Source organism: Citricoccus sp. NPDC079358 (assembly GCF_040702545.1).
Lineage (GTDB): Bacteria > Actinomycetota > Actinomycetes > Actinomycetales > Micrococcaceae > Citricoccus.
Genome location: NZ_JBFBLI010000006.1, coordinates 124,566 through 139,559 on the forward strand (window position 1 = coordinate 124,566; position 14,994 = coordinate 139,559).

The window sequence follows — 14,994 nt, forward strand, 5'->3', positions numbered from 1 at the left end:
GAGGGGAGGGTTCCTGCGGGGCCAGGAGCGTCTGATCAGGACGCGTCAGGACAGGGGACTCCCGTCCAGCATGCGCTCCTCGATGAAGCGGCCGCCCAGCAGCCGCTCGACCACCTTGCGCCCGGCGATGCCGGATTCCTCAATGGTGATGTCGTCCTCGCTGGGAACCTCGTCGCTCCAGTTTACGGACCCCGGTGCCCCGTTTCCGGCCGCACCGCCGCCGCCGTCGGAAGTTCCCGACGCCGGCCCCGTCGCCCCGGGTGCCCCGGGCTGGCGGGCGCCTCCCCCCGCGGTTCCCGCAGCGGATGCACCGCCCTGGGACTGGTTGTACTCCTCCATCATCTGCTGGAAGCGGCTGGACCGCCGATGGTGAGGGGTCTCCGCCGCGGGTGCAGGTGCGCTGGCCGGCGTGGCCTCACGCGCGGCCATCATCTCGGCCTCCGGCTTGGCGAACGACGGGATGCCGCCGAAGCCGGGCTCCGGCCGGGGGATCGGAGCAGCGGTGGGTGCCGGGCGGAGGGAGGAGTCCATGCCGGCCACGGGGTCGGCCGCAGGAGCAGGCGCGGCACCGGGCCCGGGCTCAGGCCGGGGGATCGGGCTCGCGTCGGGCTCGGGACGCGGGATGCCACCCGTCGCGGGTTCCGAAGCTGGCGCCCGCACCGGGGCAGGAGCCGGCGTCAGAGCCGGAGCCGAGGTGGGAGCTGGGGCCGGCGTGGGATCTTCGCCCCACTGGCGTGCGTAGCCGCCGTCGTCCTCCGGCTCGGGCTCGTCGTCATAGGGTGGCGGCGGAACATCGTCGTACGGGTACGGGCCACCGGAGCCGTCCCAGTCGGAGACCGGAACGTCGTCGGCGGCCAAGTCCTCCGGTTCGGCGGGGTGCGCCGGTCCGGTGGCGGCTTCCTCGACGGGGTCGCGGGAGCTCTCATCGTCGGCGGAGTCGGCGGAGTCGAGGGAGTCGGGGGAATCCGCGGTGCGGGCATCCGCACGCGCATCCGTCTCCGGACCAGCAGCGGTGGCCGCCTGTGCACCGACAGGATTGCTGGTGCCGGGGCTGGTCATGGGGCCGGGCGCAGCCTCCGTTTCGGCTCCCTCGGCTCCCTCGGCTCCCTCGGCTCCCTCGGCTCCCTCGGCTCCCTCGGCTCCCTCGGCTCCCACGGATGAGGTCGAGGCCACGTCCTGCGCGACCGGACCGGCGGACGGTTCGCTGGCGGTTACCGCGGCCGGAGCCGGTGAGGGCTCGCCGGAAGGCCCGGTGGCGGACACCGCGGCAGAGGCGGGAGCTGCGGGTGCGGAACTGGGTCGCGGTGTGTCCGGCTGCGGGGCCGCCAGTGCGGGGCGGCCCTCAGCTTTTGGGCTGGAACCACCCGCGGGCGCGGACCCTCCGGTGATGAGGTCGAGCTGCGGCTGGATCCCGAGGACTGAGTGGACCGCCTCGGAGATGACCTGGTCTCCGCCGCGCCGCTGGACGGTGTCCCGGGGGCCGTCGCCGGAGAAACCGATGGTCAGCAGCTGGCCGTCGAAGCCCGCCACCGAGGCGTTCTGCGAGACCAGCATCCAGATGAGCCGTGAGTGCTCCTCCAGGTAGCCGAGGATCTCCGGCCACGCCCGGCGGATCATCTCCACCTGTGAGGTGGAACCGCCGTGCGTGGGAGAAGTGGCCGGCGGTGCTGCCGGAGTGGATTCTGCTGCCGGCACAGACTCTGCTGCCGGTGGCGCGGTGCGGACGGGCGCCGAGGACGGTGTCGCGCGCTGCTGTGGCGTCGGCTCCGGCTGGGACGGTTGCTGCACCGGGTCCGGCTGGCGGGCCGGGCTGGGCTGCGGCTCAGACTGCTCCGGTTCCGGGGCGAAGCCCCAGCCGCCGCCCCAGTCGGGTGACGGGGCCCCGGCGGGACGGGCCGGTGCTGCGGCCGGCATCTCGGCGGCCGCTGCCTCGGCATCAGACCTGGACTCGGGGGTGGCGGGAGACCCGGTGGACTCGCCTGCGGCCGGGGCAGGTGTCGGCTCCGGCCGGTCCGGTTGGTCGGCCGACTCGCCACGCTTCATCGCGGCCCGGGCCAAGGCCGCGCCGGACAGGCCCGAGGCGCCAGCCCCGCCGACCGGAGCGCCCTGCGAAGCGTGCTGGTGCCCGTCGGGGGAGTAGCCGGCGTTCGGTCCCTCGGACACAGCCCGGGGGGCGCCCGAGGTGACCGGCGCGGACGGTGCGGGGCGACCGGGAGCGGCGGGGCCGGCGTCGTGCGTTGCGGGTGCTTCAGGGACGTCCGGGGCACCGCCGTAGGCGAGCCGCCGTTCGATCCGGTCCAGGCGGGCGGCGAGGCCGCGCTCGGTGGCGTCCGTGGTGGGCAGCATCAGCCGGGCCATCAGCAGCTCGAGGTGCAACCGCGGGCTGGTGGCGCCGACCATCTCGGTGAGCGCCTGGTTGGTGATGTCCGCGGCACGGGAGATCTCGCCGTGCCCGAGCTGCGCGGACTGCGCCTCGAGGCGGCGGACCTGGTCCTCGGGCATGCCGTGCAGCACGGCCGACGCCGAGTCCGGCATGGCCTTGACGATGATGAGGTCCCGGAAGCGCTCCAGCAGGTCCTCCACGAATCGGCGGGGGTCCTGGCCGGACTGCACCACGCGGTCCACCACGCGGAAGACGGTCTGGGAGTCGGCGGCGGCCACGGCATCGACCACGTCGTCCAGCAGGGCGTCCGGGGTGTAGCCGAGCAGGTTCACGGCCAGGTCATAGCCGATGGCACCCTGGGCGGCCCCGGCCATGAGCTGGTCGAGCACGGACAGGGTGTCCCGCACGGAGCCGCCGCCGGAGCGGACCACCAGGGACAGCACGCCCGGCTCCACCTCCATGTTCTCCTGCACGCAGAGCCGCTCGAGGTACTCCATGAGCGGCTCCGGCGGCACCAGGCGGAACGGGTAGTGGTGCGTGCGGGAGCGGATGGTCCCGATCACCTTGTCCGGCTCGGTGGTGGCGAAGATGAACTTGATGTGGGGCGGTGGCTCCTCCACGATCTTCAGCAACGCGTTGAAGCCCGCCGAGGTGACCATGTGGGCCTCGTCGATGATGAAGATCTTGTAGCGGTCCCGCACGGGGGCGAAGGTGGCGCGTTCGCGCAGGTCGCGGGCATCGTCCACGCCGCCGTGCGAGGCCGCGTCGATCTCGATGACGTCCAGGGCGCCGGAGCCGCCGGTGGCCAGTTCCTGGCAGGAATCGCACTCCCCGCACGGGTGGCCGGTGGGTCCCTCGGCGCAGTTCAGGCAGCGCGCAAGGACGCGGGCCGAGGTCGTCTTGCCGCAGCCGCGCGGACCGGAGAAGAGGTAGGCGTGGTTGACCCGGTCCTTCGACAGGGCGGTCATCAGCGGCACGGTGACGTGCTCCTGGCCAATGATGTCCTCGAAGGAGTCGGGACGGTAGCGGCGGTACAGGGCGGTAGTCACCTATGGAACCTTAGCTTCTCTTCGGGGGTCCCCGCAGGGCCGGTGGGGGTCTGTGGAGGAGGTGAGGACGAGGGCAGCGGTGGTGTCCAGGGCGAGCGCGGAACCGCGTCCGGATCGAAGTGGCTCAGCGCCCGGTCCAGGGGGCCGGCAGGCACGCCGAGGGAGTCCAGCAACAGGTCCCGGACGCGCTCGGGCGACCAGCCGCCGTCGGGCGTCTCGAGGGCCGCCAGATCCGCCAGGGTGACGGCGCCGTCCCGCTTGGCCAGCCGCTGGCCGTCCGCATTGACCACGAGCGGCACGTGGACGTATTCGGTGGCCGGTGGCTGCTGCCCGGTGCGTGCGGTCAGCAGCCGGGCCAGCCAGTCCTGCCGCGGCGTGGAGGAGAGCAGGTCGTCGCCGCGGACCACCTGGTCCACGCCCTGGGCCAGGTCATCCACCACCACCGCCAGGTTGTAGGCGTAGGCACCGTCATTGCGGCGCACCACGAAGTCGTCGACGGCGGCCTCCACCGTCCCGCTGAACCGGTCCGTCACGCGGTGGACCGGTGCCTGGCCGTCCGGCAGGCCGGCGGCACGGGCGGCATTGATCCGCAGGGCGGCGGGCCGGGTGGCGCGGCGGCGCTCGCGTTCTGACTCCGTGAGGTTCCGGCAGGTCCCGGGATAGAACCCGGGCGGCAGGACGAGGGAGGGGTGCCGGTTCTGGTGCCGTGGCGGGTCCTGCTGCATCGAGTGGGGAGGACATGCCGAGGGCGTGGCGTGCGTACTGGGCGTGTCCTCCCTGCTCGATTCTCGGCGGACCGGTCCCTCGTCGGGTGATGCGGTGTGGTGTGTGGCCGGCGGCAGATGGGGCGCGCTCGTGGCCTCGGCGATGTCCTTTCGGGAGCAGAAGCACTCGTACAGGAGCCCGCCGGTGCTGCTGCCGGTGGCGGGGGCGGCCAGGGTGGCGAGGGTGTCCTCGTAGCGGGCCAGGCGCTCGGACTGGCGGACGGCTGGGGCATCCCACGTGATGCCGATCGCCGCCAGATCAGCCAACTGACCGGCCTCTGCCCCGGAACGGACCCGGTCCAGGTCCTCGATGCGCAGCAGGAACTCCCGGCCCGTATGGCGGGCGAAGAGCCAGGCCAGGATGGCGGTGCGCAGGTTGCCCAGGTGCAGGGTGCCGGACGGGCTGGGGGCGTAGCGGCCTGCGGGCACGGGACCTCCGGACTGTCGGGCTGTCGGGCTGTCAGGGGAAGTGGTCAGGGGAAATTAAAGACCCCCCACGCACCTGCCAGAGCCCACTTACCCTTGCTACCTTCCGGTCCTGGGGGAGTTCAGCGAGATGACACCACGTGAGGGGCCGTCGTCCATCGTACCACCGGAGGGGCGTTGGGCCACTCCGCAAGATTTCTTCTACGATGTGTAGAAGAACGTGTAGGGCAGTACCGATGACCAGCCGATAACAAGCCGACTCCAAGGAGAATGCCGCCATGTCCCCTGATGCCACCCGCCGATCCGCCGGAACCTCTCCCGCCAGCACCGCTTCGCCCGCTGCAGGACCTCCCAGTGCCATGCCCGGGATCACCATCGGGGTCGGCGTGCTGCTCATCATCGTCGGGGTGATCGCCTACTTCATGTCCGGGGCCACGAGCTGGACGGCGCTCATCCCGACCATCCTGGGCGTACTGATCCTCTGCGGCGGACTGATCGGGTTGAAGAGCCCGAAGATCGGCGTCCATGCCGGCTTGGTGCTGGCCCTGCTGGGCATCCTGGGCACGTCCATGAACGTCCTGCAGCTGGGGGCGCTGTTCGCCGGAGAGGCTGAGCGGCCAGCCGCCGTCATCGCCAGCACCGTGACCTTCGTGCTGCTCGTGGTCTATGTGGTGCTGGGTGTCCGCTCCTTCATCCGCGCCCGCCGCTGGAAGCGTGGGGCCACCGCGGTTCGCTGATTCACGGGCCAGCGTTCGACGGCCCGCCCCCATCCGGGCGGGCCGCGCCTACGCTGGGGGCATGACCTCGATCGAACACTGGGCCGCCGTTGACGACTACCTCGTGGCGACGGCCATCCGCCCGGACGCGGCCCATGAGTGCACGCGCGAGGCGTCCCATGCCGCCGGCCTGCGGCCTATCGAGGTGCCAGCCGGGCAGGGCAAGCTCATGGGTCTCCTCACCGAGCTGGCGGGTGCCCGCTCGGTGTTGGAGTTCGGCACCCTCGGTGGGTATTCGACGCAGTGGTTCGCGGCCGCCGTCGGTCCTCAGGGCACGGTGACCACGCTGGAATACGAACCCCGCCATGCCGAGGTGGCGCGGCGGAACCTGGATGCCGCCGGACTGGGGGAGCGGGTGGACATCCGGGTCGGGGCCGCACTGGAGACCGTGCAGGAGCTCATCGAGTCCGGCGCCGGGCCCTTCGACGTGGTCTTCATCGATGCGGACAAGGCCAACAACGCCAACTACCTCGAGGCCGCGCTGCAGCTCTCCCGGCCGGGGACCGTGATCATCGGGGACAACGTGGTGCGGGGAGGGCGCGTGCTGGACGATTCCGGCACCGGTGCCGACGCCGCCGACGTGGCCGGGATCCGCGACTACCTCCAGCGCCAGGGGGAGGATCCGCGGCTGGACGGCACGGCCCTGCAAACCGTCAGTGGCAAGGGTTGGGACGGCTTCGCCCTGGCCATCGTGCGGGACGTGGAACCCGGTGTGGCCGGCGCGGAATGAGCCGATTGGTCCCCGAGGCCTTCGGTCAGGTACGATGAATCCTGCTCTTGAGTCGGTTGCCACGCGTATCCGGAACTTGGGCACCTCAGGAGGATTCGCCTAGCGGCCTATGGCGCACGCCTGGAACGCGTGTTGGGTTAACGCCCTCGGGGGTTCAAATCCCCCATCCTCCGCAGTCAGACCCCGGAAGCCTCACGGCTTCCGGGGTCTTTTCGTATGGTGCAGACTTTCGCCCCGGGCCTGCAGACTTTTCCCGCTGATCGTGACGTTTCGCGGTCATCATGACGGCGAAACCTCACGATCGCCGGGATTTCCCCTGGCCAAGGTCATCGGCCGGATTGCAGGACCGTCAGAGGTGCTCGAGGTAGTGCGGGCTGTGGATCAGCCCGAGGATATTGCCGAAGGGATCCAGCACGGAGGCCGTCACGAAGCCCTCGCCGCGTGGGGTGACGGGCTCGTATTCGGTAGCTCCGATCCCGGTCAGGTGATTGAGCGTCGCGTCGAGATCGTCCACATGCCAGCGGACGATCACCCCGCCGCCTTCGCGGGCCTCCGGGGATGGGAGGTAGCGGCGGTCGATGATCCCGAGTTCGTTCTGGTGATCGCCGAGGCGGAACTCCACGTACGCCGGAGTCTCGGCATCCGGCTGCTGGAAATAGGGCTGGACGCCGGTGGCCTGGGCGTACCAGTCGCGGGCTGCGGCGACGTCGTCGGCCGGGATGTTGACCTGGGCCAGGCCGCGCAGGGCAGGGGTGGTGGACATGGGTGACAGGGTATCCAGGACGGTGCCCACCGGAGAACTGCTCGCACGCGCAGGCAACGGCAATGGCCAGCCTCAGCCGGCTCAGGAGAACAGCGCGATGCCGTAGACCGCGAACACCACGAGGTGGGCGGCCCCGTGCAGGGCGGTCACCTTCCGGGCCGCCAGCGTGGTCACGGACAGCAACAGTGTCACGCCCAGCAGGAGCAGGTTGGCCGGCGACTCGGCCAGCACGACGTCCTGTCCGGTGAGCAGGCCGATGACCAGCACCGCGGGAATGGTGAGCCCGACCGTGGAGACCAGGGCGCCGTGGCAGAGGTTGCTGACCCGCTGGATCTCGCCGCCCAGGGCGGCGCGCACCGAGGTGATGGCCTCGGGCAGGAACACGATCATGGCGATCAGCACCCCGCTCAGGGCCACGGGCGCCCCGAGGCGCCCCAGGCCGTCGTCCAGCAGTGCGGCCATGTCATGGGAGAGCAGCACGATGGGCAGCACGGTCGCCACCAGCAGGGCCACCCGGGCGGTGATCTCGCCACGGTGCCGCGTCAGGGTCTCCCGGATGCTGGTGACGGCAGGAGCCGTGGCGGTGGGCCCGGCCGGGGCCGATGTCGAGACGGTGGTGCCAGCCCCGGCAGCGCCCGCTACCGGGCCCGTGGTGGCCGCTGGGCCGGCGTCGACCTCGCGGAAATCCGCGGCCTGGGGCCCCATCTGGCGGACCAGGAAGAACACGTACAGGGCCAGGGTGAGGACGATGATCGGGATCTCCTGGCCCGGGGTGTACGCGCCGTCGCGGCCGATCACCGCGGGCAGCGCCAGCGCCATCGCCGCCAGCGGGACCAGGAGGGCGAGGTAGGCGGAGGCGCCGGTGCGGTTGTGCTGCAGGCCGCCGTGGCGCAGCCCGCCGACGAGGAGGGACAGCCCGATCACCGCGTTGAGGATGATCATGGAGACGGCCATGACCGAGTCGCGGGCGATGGTGGCATGCTCGCCGGGGCCCAGCATCACGGCGGCGATCAGCACCACCTCGATCAGCACGATCGAGAGGGTCAGCACGAGGGTCCCGTAGGGGTCGCCGAGGCGCCGGGCGAGGTGTTCGGCCTCGTGCACCACCCCGAAGGAGCAGAGCAGGATGACCCCGACGATCACCGCCAGGGCGGCGATCAGCAGGGGCGCGGGGAGAGGCGGTTCCAGCAGCGGGCCGGAGAGGGTCAGCGCGAGGAAGGTCCCCCAGCCGATGCCGAGGCGGACGAGGGCGGCGGGGGTGAGGGTGGATCGCACGGGGGAGGGGTCGCGGGAGGTGGTGGAAGATGCCGGTGCACTGGCCATGGCGGTTCGGGTCCTGTCCTGAAGGGGTCGTCCCCGTCGCAACAAGCCGGAATGGGCCGTCCCATCCGCAGGTCCACCGTGGTGTCCGGCGTCCCGGTCAGCCATCCTAGCGCCGGCGGCGCCACCGTGGAGTGACCTGGACAACAGGACGGCGGCTGGGGAATGCTACTAGGGAGTATGGCAATCTCCCCATCGTGCCCCTGGCATCGATGCCCCTTCTTCCGAGAGGACCACCATGACCGAGGCCTACATCGTCGATGCCGTCCGCACGCCCGTGGGACGCCGCGGCAAGGGGCTGGCGCACGTCCACCCGCTGGACCTGGCGGCGGCTCCGATCCGCGAGATCATCAGCCGGGCCGGGGTGGACACGGAGCTCTATGACGAGGTGATCCTGGGCTGCATCGACCAGGTGGGCCCGCAGGCCATGGACATCGCCCGCAGCGCCTGGCTGGCCGCGGGTGGTTCCGAGTCGGTCCCGGGCACCACGGTGGAGCGCCAGTGCGGCTCGGGTCAGCAGGCCATCCACTACGCGGCGCAGGCCGTCATGTCCGGCACGAGTGACCTGATCATCGCCGGGGGCGTGCAGTCGATGTCTGCTGTCCCGCTGTCCTACTCGAACAAGGCCGCGCGCGAGTTCGGCTTCGAGGACCCCTTCACCGGCTCGGCGTCCTGGGCCGAGCGCTACGGCGACCAGGAAATCTCCCAGTTCCGCGGCGTGGAGATGATGGTCGAGCGGTGGGGCTTCACCCGGGACCAGCTCGAGGAGTTCGCCGTCACCTCGCAGCAGCGTGCCCTGGCCGCCCGGGCCGCCGGCCACTTCGAGCGCGAGATCATCCCGGTCCCGGGTGCTGAGTCGGTGACCCAGGACGAGGGCCCGCGCCAGCCGGACCTGGACAAGATCCGCTCCCTGGACCCCATCCTCCCTGGTGGGGCGCACACGGCGGCTTCGGCGTCCCAGATGTCCGACGGCGCCGCGGCCCTCCTGATCGCCTCACCGGCCGCGGTGGAACGGTTCAACCTCACGCCCCGGGCCCGCATCCACCACCTGTCCGCGCGCGGCGCGGACCCCGTGATGATGCTCTCCGCGCCGATCCCCGCGACGCAGTACGCCCTGGAGAAGTCGGGCCTCACCCTGGACGAGATCGACCTGGTGGAGATCAACGAGGCGTTCGCCGCCGTCGTGCTCGCCTGGCTGCAGGAGACCGGCGCGGATCCGGAGAAGGTCAACGTCAACGGCGGGGCGATCGCCCTGGGGCACCCGATCGGCGCCACCGGTGCCCGCCTGATGACCTCGCTGCTGCACGAGCTCGAGCGCACCGGCGGCCGCTACGGCCTCCAGACCATGTGCGAGGGCGGCGGCCAGGCCAACGTCACCATCATCGAGAGGCTCTGACCATGACCACGGAGACCGCAACAGCCCACCAGACCATCGCTCGGGCCGGGGCCAACACCCTGGGCACCCTGCTCGCGCGGACCGCCTCCCGCAACGGGAAGAACACGGCGCTGCGGTTCGAAGACCGCGAGTGGACCTACGCCGAGCTGGAGCGGGCCGTGCACCGGGTGGCGCACCGCCTGCGGGACACCGACCTGCCCGAGGGGTCCCGAGTGGCCGCCTACGGGCTGAACTCGGATGCCTACGCGATCCTGTTCCTCGCCTGCGCCACCGCCGGATACGTGCACGTGCCGGTCAACTTCGCACTCAAGGGCGAGGAGCTGGCCTACCTCCTCGAGGACTCCGGTGCCGCACTGCTCGTGGCGGACCCCGCGCTGATGCCGCGCATCGGTGAGATCCGGGACCAGGGGCGCGCGGCCGGCGTCGGGCAGCTCTGGCCCTTCTTCCCGGTGGAAGGGCGCGGTGGGAACGACGGCGGCGCGGACGGTGCCGCGGTCGGCGCACCGGACGGGGTGCTGCTGACCACGGCGCTGCTGACCACGGCGCTGGACGAGTCGGCGCCGGACACCCCGCTGGACCTGCCCATCGGCGATGCCGACCTGGCCCAGTTGCTGTACACCTCCGGCACGACGTCGGCCCCCAAGGGCGCGATGATGTCCCACCAGGCGCTGATCTCCGAGTACGTGTCCACCATCGTCGCCCTCGACCTGACGGAGGAGGACCGGCCGCTGGTGTGCATGCCGCTCTACCACTCCGCGGCGATGCACGTGTTCCTCATGCCGTATCTGGCCCTCGGTGCGACCGTCCGGCTACTGCCGAAGCCGGATGTCCCGGAGGTCCTGCGGTTCGTGGAGGCCGAGCGCATCGGCTCGCTCTTCCTCGCGCCCACCGTATGGGTGCCGCTGAGCAACCACCCGGACCTGGATACCCGCGATCTGTCCTCGCTGACCAAGGCGCAGTACGGCGCCTCGATCATGCCGGTGACCGTGCTGCAGCGGCTGCGTGAACGGTTCCCGAAGCTCGGCTTCTACAACTGCTTCGGCCAGTCCGAGATGGCCCCGCTGTGCACGGTACTCCGCCCCGAGGAGCACCACGCGCGGCCCGCCTCCTGCGGTCGGCCCGTGCTGTTCGTCGAGGCCCGGCTCATCACGGCGGAGGGCGCGTTGGCGCAGCCGGGTGAGCCCGGGGAGGTGCAGTACCGGTCACCGCAGCTGATGAGCGGGTACTGGAACAAGCCCGAGGCCACCGCCGAGGCGTTCGACGACGGCTGGTTCCGGTCCGGCGACCAGGCCACCCAGGACGAGCAGGGCTACCTGCAGATCGTGGACCGCATCAAGGACGTGATCAACACCGGCGGCGTGCTCGTGGCCCCGCGGGAGGTGGAGGACTGCATCTATGAGCTGGAGCAGGTCGCGGAAGTCGCCGTGGTGGGGCTGCCGGACGAGCGCTGGATCGAGGCGGTGACGGCCGTCGTCGTGCTCAAGGAGGGCGCGGAGCTGACCGCCGAGACCGTGCGTGCCCACGTGAAGTCGAAGATCGCGGACTTCAAGGTGCCCAAGCGCGTGGACTTCGTGGCCGAGCTGCCGCGCAATCAGTCGGGCAAGCTGCTCAAGCGGGAGTTGCGGGCGGAGCGGAGCTAGCTCGCCGGCAGGCTCACACGCCTGCTCGCTAGCTGGTTGGTGAGCTGGTTGGTGAGCTTGTTAGTTGGCGAGCTGATCGGCGGGCTTGTTGGTGGGCGAGCTTGTTAGTAGGTGAGCTGGTTGGCAGGTCAGCCCACCGCATGCGTTTTGCGGGCAGAGATATGGGGTACGCGTCGTACCCCATATCTCTGCCCGCAAAACGGAGGGGGGATGGTGCAGACGGGTTAGTGACGGATCACTGCTCCGGGTCGAGGACGAAGTCGTAGTGGGTGATCTCGCCCTCGCCGTCCGGGTTCGGCTGGGGGTTCAGCATCAGTTCGGGCTTCACGGCCGAGGCGATGTCGTCCGCCAGGTGCTCGTCGCCCGGGAAGTAGAGCTGCGCGGTCAGCTTGTGGTGTCCCGGGGCATGCACCTTGAAGTGCATATGCGCAGGCCGCCAGGCGTGCCAGCCGGCGGCCTCGATGAGCTGGCCGCAGGCGCCATCGGTGGGGATCTGGTACGGCGCGGGGCGGACGGTGTGGATCTCGAAGTGGCCGTCCTCGTTGGCGGTCCAGGTGGCGCGCAGGTTCCATTCGGGCAGGCCGGGGGCGAACTGGGAGTAGAAGCCCAGGTCATCCGCATGCCACAGCTCCAGCTTGGCGCCGGCCAGCGGGGAGCCGTCCACGGCGCGGACCTGCCCGGTGAAGGTGAACGGGGTGCCCGGCTCGTCCTCACGCATCGGGATGGTGCCGTTCCAGGGGACCTCGGGGGAGTCCTCCAGGTAGTAGGGGCCCTCGATGGTGCCCTTGGAGCCCTCGCGGTGCTCGTTGGCGACCTCCTCGACGGAGTGCTCCAGCCAGACGTCCAGGAACAGCGGCCACTCGCCGTCCTCACCCACGCGGATCAGCCAGGCCTTGAAGGCGTTGTACTCCTCGTAGCTGACCTTCTCCTCGAGCACGATGTCATTGAGGGCCTTCACGGCGCGGGAGGCCAGGTGGTTGACGCGCTCCGTGTCCACCACGCCGCCGGCGGACTGGGCGTCCATGCGCTCGCGGAACCGTGCCGAGGCGTTGGCCCCGGAATCGGCGGCGCGGGCGACGGTCTCCTCGTTGTAGCTGTCCTGGGTCATGGTTCCTGCTCACTTTCGTCCTGTGCGGATGTGCGGATGTGCGGATGTGTGGTGGTGTCGTTTATGGACTGGTCGGGATGTACTGCAGCCCACGGAAGCGGGCGGCGGCGGCGAAGACGTCCAGGTCCAGTGGGGCGCGCCGGTGGGCGGCCATGCGCAGGCCGAGTCGCAGCAGCATCTTGATGTCCCGGGGCGTGATGTCCGGGAAGCCGTCCACGAGCTGGTCCAGCAGGTCCTCGGCCAGGGTGACTTGGTGGCCGGTGGCGAAGGTCTGCCAGATCTGTCGGGCGGCGTCCGGCTCGGGGGCGCGGTAGTCGATGACGGCGGCGCAGCGGGCCAGGATGGCCCCGTCCACCTCGTCGATCCGGTTCGTGGTGAGGAACAGCAGCCCGTCGTAGTACTCGAGGGTGCGCAGGAACTCGGCCACGATCGCGTTCTGGTGCAGTTCGAACCCGCGCTCGAGCACGAAGACGTCGGCCTCGTCCAGCAGCAGCACGGCGTCCCAGCGCTTGGCCTGGACGAAGATCTCCTCGAGGTTCTTGCGCACCAGCTCCGCGGTGATGCCCAGCGAGCCGGTGTGGATGGAGTACAGCGGGCGGCCGATCACCTCGGCGTACACCTCGGCGGTGAGCGTCTTGCCGACGCCGGGCCGGCCACGGGCCAGGATCACGTTGCCGGCGGACTTGCCCTCGATGATGTCCCCGGTGAACACGGAGATGTCCGAGGTGAGGATGTCCAGCAGCTCGCGCTGGTCCTCCGGCAGCACCAGCTTGTCCCGGAGCCCCGGGTTGTACTCGTAGCGGGTGAGATCAGCGGTGTTGACGTCCAGGTAGTCCTGGGCGGCGAGGTCGAACACACGGACGGCGGTGACCACGGGGACGGCACCGGTCTCCTGCTCGTCGAAGAGGGCGGAGGAGGCCACCATCCGCAGGGGTGCCCGTTCGTCCGGGGCCACGTCGTGGACGACCTTGCGGTGGGCGCGTTCGTGGGCCGAGCGGTAGTCCTCGGTGCGCATGGCACGTCCGGTGAACACGAACTGCTGGCCGAAGTCGTGGTCGATGATGTCCTGGAACGCGTCGCGGCGTTCCTGGTACTCCGCCCGCAGCTGCTCCGTCTCCTTGAACGCCCGATGCGCGGTCAGCACGTCCGAGGGCGTCTTGCCCACCAGCTCGGTTTCGTCGAACTGCAGCAGCCGCGGTGCCCGGGAGGGGCGCTTGACCGTGGGGTTGTCCGCTTCCATCGTGATCTTGATGCGCGGCGGACGGGTGCGGTCACCGTGGTCCAGCCCGATGTCCATCACCAGGTAGGGGTGCAGGTAGCCGTCCGGCTCCTGGACGTAGAGCCAGCCGTCGATCAGCCCATCCTTGAGGAACTCGCGGAAGAGTTCCACGGCGGAGTTGATGTTCGGGATCGGGGCGAAGTCGCCGGCACGGGCGGACTGGACGGCCATCACGGCCCGCGCGAAACCGGCATCCTGCACGGACTCCGCGGCCGCCGCCAGGTCCTCCAACGCGGCATAAGAGAGGTACCGGTCCGGGATGCCCATTTCCTTGGAGCGCCACGAGCCGGCCTGCGTGCGGGCCGCCTGCAGCTCGTCAGCAGTGGTGGCGAGGACCACCTCCGTGGGGGCGATGAACATCCGCAGGACTCCTTCACTGTGCCGACCGCCCGCCGAGTATGCCGTGGCTCACGCCGGCGGGATTGGGGTCAGCCTAGCCCCGCGTTCTTGAACGCAAAAATACTTAAAGCCTCTGGATTCAGAGGGTGACGATATGGGCGCTGGTTCGCGGCGTTGCGGCGGTCTCAGGAGCCGGAGGGGCCGACGTCGGCCAGGAACCCCACGACCTCCGGCACCACCTGCTCGGCGAACTCCTCGAAGAACCCGTGCCGGCCGCCCGGGTAGAGGCGCAGCCGGGCGCCGGGGATCCGCTGGGCGATCAGGGCGGCGTTCTCGGCCGGGACCATGAGGTCCTCGGTGCCGTGCAGGACCAGCGTGGGAGCGGTGATCGAGGGCAGGGCGTCCCAGGCATCATGGCGGTCGCTCGCCCGGCGGTGGCCCACCTGCTCTCGGGGACTCATGGTCGGATCGCCGAGCAGGGTGCTGTCCTCGGGCCGTCCGGGCCAGTCGGGAGTGTAGAAGAGCTCGTGCAGCTTGGCCTGCTGCTCCTCGTGGGCGCCCCGGGCCAGCCACTGCCGGGTCTCCCGCTTGCGCTCGTGGGCATGCTTCCCGCCGGGGGAGGTGCAGCCCAGCACCAGGTCCGAGACGCGCTCGGGGTGGTTCGCAGCGAGCATCTGGGCCACCCGGCCGCCCATGGAGGTGCCGAACACGGCAGCGGTGCGGATGCCGAGGTGGTCCAGGACCTCAGCGGCGTCGTCGGCGAATCCCTCGGTGGTCCACGCGCCCAGCTCGCCGCGGCTGTTCCCGGTACCGCGGTAGTCAAACGTCACGGTCCGGAACGCCTCCTCGAAGCCCCCGCGGACGCGGTCCCACCAGTGGTGCGAGTTCGACTGGCCGGGCAGCAACAGCAGCGCCGGCACTTCCTCCTCTGCCTCTTCTGCCTCCGCCGGGCCACCGGTCTGGACCGCGAGCGGAAAGCCGTCCCGCGCGTGGTGGATCATCTCCTCTGACATGCGTCCCT

The 14,994-nt window shown here is 70.6% G+C and carries 11 protein-coding genes, 1 tRNA gene and 1 other RNA gene; 5 read left to right on the top strand and 8 right to left on the bottom strand.

Annotated elements, in window-relative coordinates; all coding sequences use genetic code 11:
• Window positions 1–45: 45 nt before the first annotated feature.
• From AB0333_RS09475 to ffs, 3 genes are all read right to left on the bottom strand, one after another.
• Window positions 46–3,432 (bottom strand): DNA polymerase III subunit gamma and tau, encoded by a 3,387-nt coding sequence (locus AB0333_RS09475; RefSeq protein WP_366218446.1) that lies wholly within the window; start codon window positions 3,430–3,432, stop codon window positions 46–48.
• Window positions 3,429–4,625 carry a glutamate--tRNA ligase family protein gene (locus AB0333_RS09480; RefSeq protein WP_366218447.1) on the bottom strand — a complete coding sequence of 399 codons (1,197 nt, stop codon included), beginning with the start codon at window positions 4,623–4,625 and terminating at the stop codon, window positions 3,429–3,431. The genes AB0333_RS09475 and AB0333_RS09480 overlap by 4 nt, the downstream gene beginning before the upstream one ends.
• A gap of 53 nt (window positions 4,626–4,678) precedes the next feature.
• Window positions 4,679–4,775: signal recognition particle sRNA small type (ffs, locus tag AB0333_RS09485), an RNA gene on the bottom strand.
• 206 nt (window positions 4,776–4,981) lie between these two features.
• Here ffs and AB0333_RS09490 point away from each other — a divergent pair.
• From AB0333_RS09490 to AB0333_RS09500, 3 genes are all read left to right on the top strand, one after another.
• The gene (locus AB0333_RS09490; protein ID WP_366218448.1) at window positions 4,982–5,359 is read left to right on the top strand and encodes a hypothetical protein; all 378 of its coding nucleotides are present in this window, start codon (window positions 4,982–4,984) and stop codon (window positions 5,357–5,359) included.
• A 61-nt stretch (window positions 5,360–5,420) separates the two neighbouring features.
• Entirely contained in the window at window positions 5,421–6,128 is a 708-nt protein-coding gene (locus AB0333_RS09495; RefSeq protein WP_366218449.1) for an O-methyltransferase, read from the top strand.
• An 88-nt stretch (window positions 6,129–6,216) separates the two neighbouring features.
• A tRNA-Ser gene (locus AB0333_RS09500) sits at window positions 6,217–6,301 on the top strand.
• Between the two features lie 176 nt (window positions 6,302–6,477).
• Here the strand turns inward: AB0333_RS09500 and AB0333_RS09505 are convergent.
• Both AB0333_RS09505 and AB0333_RS09510 read right to left on the bottom strand, forming a co-directional pair.
• On the bottom strand, window positions 6,478–6,891 hold the full coding sequence (locus AB0333_RS09505; RefSeq protein ID WP_366218450.1) for a VOC family protein: 414 nt from the start codon (window positions 6,889–6,891) through the stop codon (window positions 6,478–6,480).
• Between the two features lie 81 nt (window positions 6,892–6,972).
• Window positions 6,973–8,214: a calcium:proton antiporter gene (locus tag AB0333_RS09510; RefSeq protein ID WP_366218451.1), complete on the bottom strand. Its 1,242-nt coding sequence runs from the start codon at window positions 8,212–8,214 to the stop codon at window positions 6,973–6,975.
• Between the two features lie 235 nt (window positions 8,215–8,449).
• Here AB0333_RS09510 and AB0333_RS09515 point away from each other — a divergent pair, with 235 nt between their 5' ends.
• Together AB0333_RS09515 and AB0333_RS09520 are read left to right on the top strand one after the other, a co-directional pair.
• Window positions 8,450–9,607 (top strand): acetyl-CoA C-acetyltransferase, encoded by a 1,158-nt coding sequence (locus tag AB0333_RS09515; RefSeq protein WP_366218452.1) that lies wholly within the window; start codon window positions 8,450–8,452, stop codon window positions 9,605–9,607.
• 2 nt (window positions 9,608–9,609) lie between these two features.
• On the top strand, window positions 9,610–11,247 hold the full coding sequence (locus AB0333_RS09520) for an AMP-binding protein (protein ID WP_366218453.1): 1,638 nt from the start codon (window positions 9,610–9,612) through the stop codon (window positions 11,245–11,247).
• A gap of 235 nt (window positions 11,248–11,482) precedes the next feature.
• Here AB0333_RS09520 and catA read toward each other — a convergent pair whose 3' ends face one another.
• The 3 genes from catA to AB0333_RS09535 form a co-directional block, all read right to left on the bottom strand.
• The gene (catA, locus tag AB0333_RS09525) at window positions 11,483–12,355 is read right to left on the bottom strand and encodes a catechol 1,2-dioxygenase (protein ID WP_366218454.1); all 873 of its coding nucleotides are present in this window, start codon (window positions 12,353–12,355) and stop codon (window positions 11,483–11,485) included.
• A gap of 61 nt (window positions 12,356–12,416) precedes the next feature.
• A complete protein-coding gene (locus AB0333_RS09530; RefSeq protein WP_366218455.1) occupies window positions 12,417–13,994 on the bottom strand; it encodes an ATP-binding protein in 1,578 nt (525 codons plus the stop codon).
• 164 nt (window positions 13,995–14,158) lie between these two features.
• Window positions 14,159–14,986, bottom strand: coding sequence for an alpha/beta hydrolase (locus AB0333_RS09535; protein WP_366218456.1), 828 nt, complete (start codon window positions 14,984–14,986; stop codon window positions 14,159–14,161).
• Between the last annotated feature and the right edge of the window lie 8 nt (window positions 14,987–14,994).

Coding starts and splice junctions, on each gene's coding strand:
- AB0333_RS09510 (WP_366218451.1), bottom strand. CDS start 8,214: ATGGCCAGTGCACCGGCATCTTCCACCACCTCCCGCGACCCCTCCCCC.
- AB0333_RS09505 (WP_366218450.1), bottom strand. CDS start 6,891: ATGTCCACCACCCCTGCCCTGCGCGGCCTGGCCCAGGTCAACATCCCG.
- AB0333_RS09495 (WP_366218449.1), top strand. CDS start 5,421: ATGACCTCGATCGAACACTGGGCCGCCGTTGACGACTACCTCGTGGCG.
- AB0333_RS09535 (WP_366218456.1), bottom strand. CDS start 14,986: ATGTCAGAGGAGATGATCCACCACGCGCGGGACGGCTTTCCGCTCGCG.
- AB0333_RS09530 (WP_366218455.1), bottom strand. CDS start 13,994: ATGTTCATCGCCCCCACGGAGGTGGTCCTCGCCACCACTGCTGACGAG.
- AB0333_RS09490 (WP_366218448.1), top strand. CDS start 4,982: ATGCCCGGGATCACCATCGGGGTCGGCGTGCTGCTCATCATCGTCGGG.
- AB0333_RS09515 (WP_366218452.1), top strand. CDS start 8,450: ATGACCGAGGCCTACATCGTCGATGCCGTCCGCACGCCCGTGGGACGC.
- AB0333_RS09520 (WP_366218453.1), top strand. CDS start 9,610: ATGACCACGGAGACCGCAACAGCCCACCAGACCATCGCTCGGGCCGGG.
- catA (WP_366218454.1), bottom strand. CDS start 12,355: ATGACCCAGGACAGCTACAACGAGGAGACCGTCGCCCGCGCCGCCGAT.